A 13,225-nucleotide genomic window follows, 5' to 3' on the forward strand; every position below is an offset into this window, starting at 1 on the left:
TCGTCGCTGCTGGATATTTCTTGCCATGGGCGAGCCATAACCACACCCGCCGCTGCGATTTATTGCGGGTTGGCCAATGTGGTCCGCAGCAATGCGCGCAGGCTCGCTGCCTTCGGTTTGACCAGCCAGAACCGACGGATATGGTTATCCAGATCCTCCAGCACTTCGGCGCCCCAGGCACTGCCGGTTTCGGCTACGTACTCGGTCAGCACCTGCGTCAGGTGGCTGCGGTAGGCTTCCATGGCTTCGCCGCTGATGCGCTGCAGCTCTACCAGCTCGTGGTTGAGCTTATCGAAGAAACTGTTGTCCTGGTCCAGCACGTAGGCCAAGCCGCCGGTCATGCCGGCGCCAAAGTTGTAGCCGGTCTTGCCGAGCACACAGACCATGCCGCCGGTCATGTATTCGCAGCAATGATCACCCGTCCCCTCGACCACCGCGTGGCAGCCCGAGTTGCGCACCGCAAACCGCTCACCGGCGATGCCCGCGGCGAACAATTTGCCGCCGGTAGCGCCGTAAAGACAGGTATTGCCGATGATCGACGTCTGTTCGGAACGGAAGGCGCTGCCCGCCGGAGGGACTATCACCAGCTTGCCGCCGGTCATGCCCTTGCCCACGTAGTCGTTGGCATCGCCCTGCAGGTACATATACAGGCCGCCGGCGTTCCACACACCGAAGCTCTGTCCTGCGGTACCACTGAAACGGAAGGTGATCGGTGCGCCACTCATACCCTGGTTGCCATGGGCTCGGGCAATCTCGCCGGAAACCCGCGCACCGATGGAGCGGTCACAGTTGGTCAGGCTCAACTCATATTCGCCGCCGGTAGCACCTTCAATAGCGGCACGCGCCATGTTGACCATGCGTTCGGCGGTCTGACCCTTGTCGAAAGGGGCGTTACCCGGTATCTGACAATACTGCGGCTTGTCCGCCGGCACTGCATCACTGAACAGCAGCGGACGCAGATCCAGCCCCTGCTGCTTGCTGGTGGCGCCGGGCAGGATCTCCAGCAGGTCGGTACGACCGATTAGATCCTTGAGCTCCCTCACACCGAGTTTCGCCATCCACTCACGCGTTTCGCTGGCAACATAAGTGAAGAAATTCATCACCATCTGCACCGTACCTATGTAGTGGTTGTCACGCAGATTCTTGTTCTGCGTGGCGATGCCGGTGGCACAGTTGTTCAGGTGACAGATACGCAGGTATTTGCAGCCCAGAGCAATCATCGGCGCGGTACCAAAACCGAAGCTTTCGGCGCCGAGGATCGCCGCCTTGATCACATCCAGCCCGGTCTTCAGGCCGCCGTCAGTCTGCACCCGCACCTTGCCGCGCAGATCATTGCCGCGCAGGGTCTGGTGCGCTTCGGACAGGCCCAGCTCCCAGGGGGAACCGGCATATTTTATGGAGGTCAGCGGCGAGGCGCCAGTGCCGCCGTCGTAGCCGGAGATGGTGATCAGATCAGCGTAGGCCTTGGCCACACCGGCAGCGATGGTGCCCACCCCCGGCTCGGCGACCAGCTTGACCGACACCAGCGCCTCGGGGTTGACCTGCTTGAGATCGAAGATCAGCTGCGCCAGATCCTCGATCGAGTAAATGTCGTGGTGCGGCGGCGGCGAGATCAGGGTCACGCCGGGGACGGCATAACGCAGCCGGGCGATCAGCTCGTTGACCTTGCCACCGGGCAGCTGCCCGCCTTCACCGGGTTTGGCGCCCTGGGCCAGCTTGATCTGCAGCACTTCGGCGTTGACCAGATATTCGGGCGTCACACCGAAACGACCGGAAGCGATCTGCTTGATCTTCGAGGTGCGGATGCTGCCGTAGCGCGCGGGGTCTTCACCCCCCTCGCCCGAGTTGGAGCGCGCACCGAGCCGATTCATCGCCTCGGCGATGGCCTCATGGGCTTCGGGAGACAGCGCGCCGAGGGAAATACCCGCGGAGTCGAAGCGCTTGAACAGGGATTCCAGGGGCTCGACCTCCGCCAGGGAGATGGGTGTCTGATCATCGCGCAGGCGCAGCAGATCGCGCAGAGTCGATACCGGCCGCTGATTCACCAGCGCGGCATATTCCAGATACTTGTCGTAACTGTCGCCCTGCACCGCATCCTGCAACGCGCGGACAATATCGGGGTTGTAGGCATGGTACTCGCCGCCGAACACGAACTTGAGCAACCCACCCTGCTGAATGGTCTTGCGCGGATTCCAGGCCTCGCTTGCCAGCAGCGCCTGTTCGGCCTGCAGATCACTGAAACGCGCACCCTGAATCCGGCTGGGCACACCCTTGAAGCACAAGTCGACGATTTCATCAGCCAGGCCAACCGCTTCAAACAGTTGCGCCCCGCGATAGGACGCCACAGTCGAAATACCCATCTTCGAGAGGATTTTCAGCAGCCCCTTGGAGATACCCTTGCGATAGCTCTTGAAGACTTCATACAGGTCGCCGATGACCTCACCGGTGCGCACCAGATCGGCCAGCACCTCGTAGGCCAGGTATGGATAAACCGCCGAGGCGCCGAAACCGACCAGCACCGCAAAGTGATGAGGATCACGTGCGGTGGCGGTTTCCACCAGGATATTGCAGTCGCAGCGCAGCCCGACATGGATCAGGTGATGGTGCACCGCCCCCACCGCCAGCGCCGCGTGGACGGGCAGCTTGCCTTTGACGATGGCCCGGTCGCTCAGTACCAGCAGGGTCTTGCCCGCCCGCACGGCCGCTTCGGCCTGCTCGGCGATGGCGGCCACCGCGGCGGCCAGCGGGACATCTGCGGCCACGTTGAGGTCGATGACCTGATGGGCGAAACCTGGGCGCTCGAGATTCATCAGGGTGCGCCATTTCGCCGGGGACACCACCGGGCCGTTAAGGATGGCGCGATTGGCGTGATCGGCAGTTTCCTCGAACACGTTGCGCTCGGCACCCAGGCAGGTTTCCAGCGACATGACAATGGCTTCGCGCAGCGGGTCGATCGCCGGGTTGGTGACCTGGGCGAACTGCTGGCGGAAATAGTCATAGACCGTACGCACTCGGCTGGAGAGCACTGCCATCGGCGTGTCGTCGCCCATGGAACCGACCGCCTCCTGGCCGTTCTCACCGAGCGGACGCAGTACCTGGTCACGCTCCTCAAAGGTGACCTGGAACATCTTCATGTATTGCTGCAACGCGTCAGGCTCGAGAAAGGCTGCGCCGTGATCACGGTCCTCCAGCGTTGCCTGAATCCGCAAGGCATTCTGCTTCAACCATTTACGATAGGGGTGGCGCGACTTGAGGCGACTTTCCACTTCATCGGTATGCAGCACTTCGCCGGTACGGGTATCCACGGCGAGGATCTGACCCGGGCCTACCCGCCCCTTGCTGATCACATCCTCAGGACTGTAGTCCCACACGCCGATTTCCGACGCCAAGGTAATATAGCCGTTGGCGGTGATCACGTAACGCGCAGGGCGCAGGCCATTACGGTCCAGCAAACAGACAGCGTAGCGCCCTTCAGTCAGCACGATACCGGCCGGACCATCCCAGGCCTCCATGTGCATGGAATTGAATTCATAGAAGGAGCGCAGGTCGGCATCCATGGTCTCCATGTTCTGCCAGGCCGGCGGCACCACCATGCGTACCGCGCGGAACAGGTCCATGCCGCCAGCCAGCAACAGCTCCAGCATATTGTCCATGCTGGACGAATCCGAGCCGGTGACATTCACCAGCGGCGCCAGACTGTTCAGGTCCGGCAACAGCTCGTTGACGAACTTATTACGCCGGGCGTGGGCCCAGTTGCGGTTGGCGGTGATGGTGTTGATCTCACCGTTATGCGCCAGCAGGCGGAACGGCTGAGCCAGTGGCCAGCGCGGCAGCGTGTTGGTCGAGAAACGCTGGTGGAATACGCTGATCGCGGTCTCCATTCGCGCATCACCCAGTTCGGGAAAGAACTTGTCCAGGTCCGCCGGCATCATCAGACCCTTGTAAGAAATCACCTTGGCCGACAGGCTGCAGACATAGAAGTCCGGATCGTCCTGCAGGGCGATCTCCACCCGGCGGCGGACATAGAACAGCTTGATCGCAAACTGCTGCTCGTCCAGCCCTTCGCCGGAGATGAACAGTTGCTCGATATGGGGCTGACAGCTCAGCGCCAGCGGACCGAGAACGCTGCTCTCTACCGGCACCGCGCGCCAGCCGAGCGGCAGCAGCTGTTGATCAGCCAATGCAGTGGCAAATGCCTGATGAGCACGCTGTTGCGCTTGTTCGCTGGCGCCGGTAAAGACCATCCCCACGGCATATTGCTGCGGCAGGTCCACCGCCAGCTCATCCTGCGCCACGGCACGCATGAAACGGTCAGGCATCTGAATCAGCAGGCCGCAGCCATCACCCGTTTTGCCGTCGGCATTGATGCCGCCGCGGTGGGTCATGCAGGTCAGCGCCTCGATGGCGGTTTTCAGCAAATGATGACTGGCCTGCCCTTGCATATGGGCGATCAAACCGAAACCACAATTATCCCTGAACTGATCAGGCTGATACAGACCTGCTTTCATAGGCACGCTCTCAATATTTACATACATTTCAGACAGTTACAGAATTTTAACGAGACTTCTATGACCGCTATTCACTGTAAAAGAGAGCTTGATTCTACACAGCCACCTTGGGCCCGACAATTATTTTTGACTCAAAAACATATCTAACCGTCGTAAAATTGAATGCTTTTTAAAACTAACAAGCAAAATTGAACCAAAGAGGTGCGTGCTTATTCTTTTTGCACCGAGACGGGGCAGAACCGGGACGCAGACTTTCAGCTGGCTCCCCAAGGCTTTGCGCAGGAACCTGCGTTATGGATGTCGGCGTTCGGATTGGATTGCCTGTGCCGCGGCGGGATTGGAACGAAGAGCGTCCCGACCGGCATTCCCACACTGAAGCGTAGGAGCCATCGGAACGCTCAGTCTGCTTAGCGCAGTGATTGCTGAATGCTGCCGAAGCTGCGCGGCCAAGGGTTGAGCTTGCGCAGGGACTCGGGCAGCTTCGCCGCGCCCTGTTGTGCCTGGGTACGGCCGGCATAGGCACCTTGAGTCACGACAAACCAGGGTTTGCCTTCATGTACGGTCTCGAAGTAACCCAGATCCGCCACGCCCGACTGTGCCGCCACGAAGTCCAGTGCCGCCTGGCGTGAACGGCTGCCCAGCAGCTGCAGCGCATACTCACTGGCGGCGCGCTGGCGATACCAGCCTGCCTGGTGATAAGCACCGACTGTTGCTGCTGGCGCCGGAGCGACAGCTTGGGGCTTGGGCTCCGACTCCGGAGCGGCAACCACCGGCGGCGCCTCTACCGGTACCGGCTCAGGCATGGCGATCGGCTCGGGCAGCTCATTGGCGCTGTTGTCCGAGTCGGCTATCGCCGGCTCGCGAGCAGCAGCGCCAGCAGCCACTGCAGCACCGCCGCTGCTGGCAGAAGTGCCCAGCGGTTCGGCATCAGGCTCTTCGGCTATACGTTCGAGCATATTGGCTGCGTCATTGGGCATTTGCAGAACTGCCCCACCCGCTGTGGTATCGGTGACATCCACCGTTGCCACTTGATCAGGCAGACTGAGCACCGTACGCGTGGGTTCCGGCTCATCACTCCCCATCATCCAGGCAATGGCTACGCCGATACCCACCAGAACCAGGGCGACCAGTGAGCGCAACGGCAACGCGGCGGCTTTCTTGCGCTTCACCGGGCCTGCCGGCTCGACCGCTTCCACCATCGTCTGTCTGGCCGTCTGGTTGATCCCGCCCGGCCAACCGCCGCTCTGCTGGTGGATATGCTGGAGCTGCTCGTCGTCCAGTAGCTCGATGCCCTGGCCTGCCGCCTCCAGGCGCTGACTCAGATAATCCCGGGTTTCTTCGAGGGTGAACGGTGCCAGATCGATCAGTTGCAACCACACTCGGTCGGCGGGCATCTCGACCGCCTCCAGCAGCTCAGCGACCGATTCGCCCGCGAACAGAAAGACCCGCGGCGCAGCGCGTCCGCCAGACTGGCTCAGATCAGCCAGCAACTGCACAGCCTCGCCATCGAGACAATGCGCGTCATCCACCACTATATACAACTGCATGCCGGTCAGATGCAGCTGCTCGGCACGTTCCAGCAATGCCTTGGTGTCCATCACGTTCAACGCCTGACAAATAAAGCGCGCCAGCGTCGAGGCGTCCGCCACCTCCCGTCCGGAGGTGACGATGCACTGCACATTGTCCTTGTTACAGCTGGCAACCAATGCCTGGCGCAGTAATGTCTTGCCAGCGCCCGACGGGCCGACTACCACCTGTACCTGTTCGGAAAAGTGCGCCATATGATGTAATTGCGCCAAGACCGGCTTGCGCTTGGGCGTGAAGAATCGAAAACCCGGCGTGCGTGCGGCGAAGGGATCATGCTGCAGCTGGTAATGATCGAGAAAATCTTCTGTTGTGCTCACATCGCTCATTTCTGCTTCCCGTTGGTCATTCATCGGCCGGCCGCCAGTACGGAGCGCAGCGCTTCCCCATCAAAGTCTGCGGTGACGACCGCTTCACCCAGCCGCTTCAACAATACCAATCGCAATTGACCATCCAGCACTTTCTTGTCCACTGCCATCAGACGAGTAAAGTCCTCTGCCGTCATATCCATCGGCGGCGTCACCGGCAGCCCGGCGGCAGCAACCAGTGCCGTGCAGCGCTGCTCTTCCTCGGCCATCAGCCAACCGAGTGCGTGCGACAGTTGCAGCGCCATGACCATGCCGGCGCCGACCGCTTCGCCATGCAGCCAGGTGCCGTACCCCTGGTGCGCTTCAATCGCATGACCAAAGGTGTGCCCCAGATTGAGAATCGCCCGCACTCCGCCTTCACGCTCGTCCGCTGCCACCACTTCTGCCTTGATCGCACAGGAACGGGCAATCGCCTCGGTCACCAACTCCGGCTGCAAGGCGCGCAAAGCCGGCATGTTCTGCTCAAGCCAGTCGAGGAACTCGGTATCACGAATCAAACCGTACTTGATGATTTCCGCGAGCCCGGCACTGACTTCGCGTTCCGGCAAGGTACGCAGGCTATCGGTGTCTATAAGCACCGCCTTGGGCTGATAGAAGGCCCCGATCATGTTCTTGCCGGCAGGATGATTGATACCAGTCTTGCCACCCACCGACGAATCCACCTGGGACAACAGCGTAGTCGGGATCTGAATGAAATCCACACCGCGTTGATAGCAGGCGGCAGCGAACCCCGTCATATCACCAATGACGCCACCACCCAGGGCGATCAAGGTAGTGCGACGGTCATGCCGTGCACCAAGCAAGGCATCGAATATCTGCTGCAGGGTCGACCAGTTCTTGAAAGCTTCTCCGGTAGGCAACACCACTGGCAGTACAGAGTAATCCGTCAGCGTCTGGCAGAGCCGCTGCAGATACAATGGAGCAACGGTATCGTCCGTCACTATGCAGACCTGACGGCCAGCGATATACGGCGCCAACAGCTCCACTCGTCCGAGCAGATTGCTGCCTATATGGATGGGGTAACTGCGATCATCGAGATTAACGGTCAATTGCTGCATGGAACTCCCCATAGTCAGACCCGGAAACCCAGCAAGGATACATCAGTCCCCACAGCTGCGCATAAAGCCGTGGAGATCTCATGCTCGTCACACTGGATGGCGTTACTGGATGATTAGCTCAATTCTTCATCAAGCTGGGCCATGATGGTATTGACCACCACTCTGGGGCCACGCTGATCGGTGTCGATGATAAGGTGGGCAATTTCCCGGTACAGCGGATCGCGGCGAGCCATCAGATCGCGCAACACCGCCTCTGGGTCGGGGGTCTGTAGCAGCGGTCGCTGACGATCCTTGCTGGTGCGCTGCAGTTGCTGATCGACGCTGGTGCGCAGATAGACCACCAGGCCATTGTTCGCCAGTGCCCGGCGATTGGCCTCACGCATGACCACACCGCCACCGGTGGCAAGGACGATACCCTGTTCCTGCACCAGCTCGGTAATCATGGCTTCTTCGCGCTCACGAAAGCCGGCCTCCCCTTCCACATCGAAGATCCACGGGATATCGGCGCCGGTTCTGGCTTCGATTTCCCGGTCTGAATCCTTGAAGGGGTATCTGAGTTCCTTGGCAAGCAGACGCCCGATGGTACTTTTTCCAGCTCCCATCGGGCCTATCAGAAAGACATTACGCAACGCGGTTACCTGGCAAGGCTGATGGCTCCATTATTGATGATGCGCGGAGTCAGGAATACCAGCAGTTCGGTTTTGCTTTCGTAACTGACGTCACGCCGGAACGCTCTGCCAACGATGGGCAGGTCGCCCAGGAAAGGAACCTTTTCCTGACTCTTCTGCGATTCACTGGAGAATACACCACCAATGACGATGGTTTCACCATCGGCGACCAGAATCTTGGCATTGACCTCGTTCTTGCGGATGGTCGGCACACCATTCACTACTCGGGTGAAGTCCGGCTCATCCTTGGTCACGATCACTTCCATGATCACCTGGTTGTCCGGGGTGATCTGCGGGGTCACTTCCAGCGACAGTACCGCTTCGGCAAATGCCGTGGTGGTGGCACCGCTGGAGCTGGCTTCCTGATAGGGAATTTCCGAGCCCTTGAGGATCTTCGCGGTTTCCTTGTCCGAGGTAACCACCTTGGGTTGAGAAATGATCTCGCCGTTACCGGTGCTCTCCATGGCCGACAGTTGCAGGTCGAGGATGGTGTTGTCGGTGATGAAACCGATACCGATACCGGAGGTGGCACCCAGGACGCCCATATCAACGAAAGGGGTATTCAGCGGGATTTCCGGAATACCGATGAAGCCAGCAGTATTCCGCGAGACTTCCTGGGTAGAGCCGTCTGGATTGGTAATTGTGGTCGGGTTGGGATCGTCGGCGATGCCCATATTTCCTTCTTTACCATAAGCATTGAACCGGCTGCCCAGGTTGACGTTACCCCCCCAGCGCACACCCAACGCCTTGTCGAAACCGACGTTGGCCTCAACGATACGCGCCTCGATCATCACCTGACGCACCGGAATATCCAGCTGGGTAACGATACGACGAAGTTCGTCGAGCTTGGTCTGGGTTTCCAGCGCAATGATGCTGTTGGTGCGATCATCCACGGTGATCGAACCACGCTGCTCACCTTCACCGGCAGTAACCGAGGCAAACAGGGTGGCGATATCCGACGCCTTGGCATAGTTGACCTGAATCAGTTCACGACGCAGCGGTGCCAGTTCGGCGATCTGCTTCTGTGATTCCAGTTCCTGACGCTCACGGGCGGCAATTTCTTCAGCTGGGGCAACCAGCAGTACGTTGCCGATCTGACGCTTGTCCAGACCTTTGGTCTTGAGCACCAGATCCAGCGCCTGATCCCAGGGCACGTTCTGCAGGCGCAGAGTGATGCTGCCCTGCACCGTATCACTGGCCACCAGGTTCAGATCGGTGAAATCGGCGATCAACTGCAGCACCGAGCGCACTTCGATATCCTGGAAATTCAGCGACAGCTTCTCGCCGGTATAGGAGAAGGCATCGGCGCGACGCTGTTCAACCTCAGTCTGGCTGAGCGGCTTGAAGCTGACGATCAGACGGCTGTCGGCCTGATATACCAAATGCTCATAGAAGCCGGTCGGCTCGATGGTGATGCTGACGTCCTTGCCGGAAGCGCTGGCACTGACGAAGTTGACCGGTGTGGCAAAATCCTTGACATCCAGACGGACTCGCAGCTCATCGGGCAGCTTGGTATCAGGGAAGTTCAGGCGTACGCGACCGCCCTGTTCCTGGACGTCCACGCGGATGGACGGATCGGACAGGTCGACGATGACATTCCCTTCACCCTGCTCTCCACGTTGGAAATCCAGGCTGCGGATGGCCGAGCCACCGGACACAGCTGCCGGGCTGCCCACCGCTGGCTGGTCGCTGCCGCGCCAGTTACTGTTACCGGCCTGGACTGGCGTTGCCGCTGTATAGCCAGGCGCCTTATCAGCACCCACCATGATGAACAGATTATTACCATCAACGCGGGTGGTATAAGGTGCCAGATCGTTCAGATTGATGATCAGGCGAGTCCGATCCTTGGCCTCCACCACAGTCAGACTGCGGGCATTGCCCAGCCCCAGTTCACGCGAACGTTCACCGAGCTTGTTCTTCACGCCCGGAAGATCGATGGCGATCCGGGCGGGCTGATCAATGGTGTAGCCTTGCGGTGCAGCCACAACCGGTTCGTCGAAGGACAGCTTGAGCTCTACCCTCTCTCCCGGCAGCGAAGCGACATCAATATTTTGAAGATCGGCGGCAAGAGCCAGCGGGCTAAGCAGCGCAAGCACGGCTGCGAATGAAAACTTCCTGGTTAGAGGCATTTGATTGCGTTCCAAGCGTGACTGTTTACAGTTCATATTATCTCTCCCTGGTTGACCTTATCCGCGCTCAGGCAAGCTGAGTGCGCGCGGCCGCTCCAACCAACCACCTTCCCCATCCGGCACTATCTCGACCACATCGACACGACCTTCCTCGATGCTGGCAATTCGGCCGTGATTTCGACCCAGATAGTCACCTATCTTGACTCTGTGTACGCTTCCCGCGCCACGAATGAGTGCCTGCATGCCCTGCTGATTGCTGAGCACGCCGACCATCTCGAACCCCTCGACATTGAAGCCTTCGAGGAATTGTCGGACCCTGTTTTCATCCGGCTTGATATCCTGAGAGCCCTTCTGCCGCTGCGTCAGGTCGATACGAATCGGCGGCTGAAATGGGCTGCGCAGAGAAGACGCGCTATAGGTGAATGCCTCATAGGGCTTGAACCGTGGCAGCGGCTCGATCTTGCCCGCTGGACGCGCTCGGGTTTCTTCCATGAACACCTGCAGATCACTGAAGTCGTTGCCTCCACAGCCACTGAGCAATACCGCGCTCAGCATTACCATGCCGGTTAACCCTTTATGCATGCTCATTCCTGACCCTCCGCATCATGATAGCGGTAGGTTTTCGCCAGGATATTCATTTTCAGCAGGTCGGGATTGCCCGCACTGAGCGGCACGATATCGAAATCGTGCAGCGTGACAATGCGCGGCAGTCCGGCAACACTGCTGACGAAAGTAGCGATGTCGTGATAGTTGCCCTGCACCACGATACGGATCGGCAGTTCGACGTAGAACTGCTGGGCCACTTCCGGCTGCAGGGTGATGGATTCGAACTCGAGACCGCTGTTCAAGCCCATCTGGGTGATGTCTTCAAGCAGGCCTGGTACTTCGGTATCGCTGGGCAGCTGCTTTAGCAGCGTGCCGAAACGCTCTTCGATTTCGACCAACTGTTCCTTGTAGGCATCCAGATTGGCGGCCCTGAAAGACTTGTCCGCGAACTCTTTGCGTAGTGTCACTTCCTGACCCTGGGTGCGCTCAAGATGGGCCTGCAGATCCTTCAGGTGAAAGTGATAGCCAAGAAACAGCAGTACCACGAAGGCAAGTATGCCGACGATCACTTTCAGCGCAGCGGGCCACGACCCTATATTGTTGAAGTCGAGGTCGTTGATATCGACCTTCTTCAAACTTTCCATGGATTGAGCAAAACTCATTGCTGCTGTTCTCCCTCAGCGGCTGGCGCACCCGGCTCGGTCTGGCGAACCGACATCTCGAATACGTTGGCCTGATCCAATGCTCCCTGGGTAACCGCTTTCACTGCGGTCAGATTTGGTGATGCGAGCCAGTCGGAAGCGTCCATCTGGCGCATGAGGTTGGAAACCCGGCTATTCGACTCGGCGCCACCCTTGATGCTGACCACCGGCCCCGCCATGTTGACCGAGGTGAAGTACACGCCATCAGGCAGAGTGCGGGCCATTTCGTCGAAGACGCGAACAATGATAGGACGGTTGCCCTGCAGATCCTGGATGATCTTCATCCGATCCAGCAACTGGGTCCGGCGGGCCTGAAGCTGTTCGATTTCCTTGATGCGTCCATCCAGCAGACTGATTTCCTTGCGCAGGAAATCATTGCGAGCGTTCTGTTGGTCGATCTTGCCGCTCAGGTTGCGATCGCCGAGAAATATCAGCAGACCGGAAAACAGGACGATGAGCATCAGAATGCTGAGAAACTGCTTCTTGCGCTCTTCCCTGAGCTGCTCGCGCCAGGGTAACAGGTTAATGCGAGCCATTAGTCGAAACTCCTCATTGCCAGACCACAGGCGATCATCAGTGCCGGAGCGTCATTACTGAGCGCTACCGCATTCACCTTGTTCGACAGGGTCATGTTTGCAAAGGGGTTGGCCACCAGGGTGGTGGTACCGAGTTTCTGCTGGATCAGCTGGTCCAGTCCCGGGATCGAGGCAGTCCCCCCGGCCAGCAGGATGTAGTCGACATCGTTGAACTGGCCGCCGGCAAAAAAGAACTGCAGAGAACGCGAAACCTGCTGCGCAACCGCATCCTTGAACGGCCCCAACACCTCGCCTTCATAGTCATCCGGCAGCCCGCCCTGCTTTTTGGCCAGACCGGCTTCATCCTGGGACAGCCCGTAGCGGCGCTGGATCTCGTCGGTCAGTTGCTTGCCGCCAAACAGCTGCTCGCGGGTATAAATGGTGCGCCCTTCACTCAGCACGCTGAGGGTCATCATGGTCGCGCCGATGTCGATCACCGCAATGGTCAGATCATTCGGATCGCCGTTGAGCTGATCGATCACCAGCTCACAGGCTCGCTCCATGGCGTAAGCCTCGACTTCGACGACTTTCACATCGATACCGGCCAGTGCCAGTGCAGCCTCGCGGATATCGACATTCTCCCGGCGACAGGCAGCCAGCAGCACTTCAACTCGTTCGGGGTTGCGCGGGGAGACGCCCTGCACTTCGAAGTCGATGGATACTTCATCAAGGGGATAGGGAATGTACTGATCAGCCTCCAGCTTGATCTGCTCTTCCATCTCGTCGTCGTCGAGGCCGGCGTCCATTTCGATGATCTTGGTGATCACCGCCGATCCAGCCACGGCCACGGCCGCCTGTTTCAGCGACGTACGCGAACGCGCCAGAACCTTTTCCAAGGTCTGACCCACACCTTCAAGTTCGACTATGTTTTTTTCCGCCACGGCACCCGGGGGAAGAGGTTCAACCGCGTACGCTTCGACTTTGTAGCGGTTCCCTGAGCGGCTGAGTTCAAGCAGTTTCACCGTGGTGGAACTGATATCGACACCCAGCAGCGTATTCGCTTTCTTCTTGATAAGCCCTAGCACAGCCAATTATTCCCTATCAGCATCCGCCACTTACGGGCGGTTTATATTTAACTGCATTAAATA

At 59.1% G+C, this 13,225-nt stretch carries 9 protein-coding genes; all 9 read right to left on the reverse strand.

What is annotated here, in order from left to right; all coding sequences use genetic code 11:
- Positions 1-59: 59 nt before the first annotated feature.
- Positions 60-4,508 (reverse strand): glutamate synthase large subunit, encoded by a 4,449-nt coding sequence (gene gltB, locus INT39_RS07015; RefSeq protein ID WP_193073203.1) that lies wholly within the window; start codon positions 4,506-4,508, stop codon positions 60-62.
- A gap of 407 nt (positions 4,509-4,915) precedes the next feature.
- On the reverse strand, positions 4,916-6,421 hold the full coding sequence (locus INT39_RS07020; protein ID WP_193073207.1) for an AAA family ATPase: 1,506 nt from the start codon (positions 6,419-6,421) through the stop codon (positions 4,916-4,918).
- A gap of 20 nt (positions 6,422-6,441) precedes the next feature.
- Entirely contained in the window at positions 6,442-7,518 is a 1,077-nt protein-coding gene (aroB, locus tag INT39_RS07025; protein ID WP_193073211.1) for a 3-dehydroquinate synthase, read from the reverse strand.
- A gap of 113 nt (positions 7,519-7,631) precedes the next feature.
- Positions 7,632-8,147: a shikimate kinase AroK gene (aroK, locus tag INT39_RS07030; protein WP_193073214.1), complete on the reverse strand. Its 516-nt coding sequence runs from the start codon at positions 8,145-8,147 to the stop codon at positions 7,632-7,634.
- A 5-nt stretch (positions 8,148-8,152) separates the two neighbouring features.
- Entirely contained in the window at positions 8,153-10,315 is a 2,163-nt protein-coding gene (gene pilQ, locus INT39_RS07035; protein ID WP_193073445.1) for a type IV pilus secretin PilQ, read from the reverse strand.
- 57 nt (positions 10,316-10,372) lie between these two features.
- On the reverse strand, positions 10,373-10,876 hold the full coding sequence (locus tag INT39_RS07040; protein ID WP_413468909.1) for a pilus assembly protein PilP: 504 nt from the start codon (positions 10,874-10,876) through the stop codon (positions 10,373-10,375).
- A gap of 23 nt (positions 10,877-10,899) precedes the next feature.
- On the reverse strand, positions 10,900-11,523 hold the full coding sequence (locus INT39_RS07045; RefSeq protein WP_193073220.1) for a type 4a pilus biogenesis protein PilO: 624 nt from the start codon (positions 11,521-11,523) through the stop codon (positions 10,900-10,902).
- Positions 11,520-12,098, reverse strand: a complete 579-nt coding sequence (locus INT39_RS07050; protein WP_193073222.1) for a PilN domain-containing protein — start codon at positions 12,096-12,098, stop codon at positions 11,520-11,522. The genes INT39_RS07045 and INT39_RS07050 overlap by 4 nt, the downstream gene beginning before the upstream one ends.
- On the reverse strand, positions 12,098-13,162 hold the full coding sequence (locus INT39_RS07055; protein ID WP_193073226.1) for a pilus assembly protein PilM: 1,065 nt from the start codon (positions 13,160-13,162) through the stop codon (positions 12,098-12,100). Before INT39_RS07055 ends, INT39_RS07050 begins: the two co-directional genes overlap by 1 nt.
- Between the last annotated feature and the right edge of the window lie 63 nt (positions 13,163-13,225).

It is taken from the genome of Pseudomonas sp. FME51 (assembly GCF_014897305.1).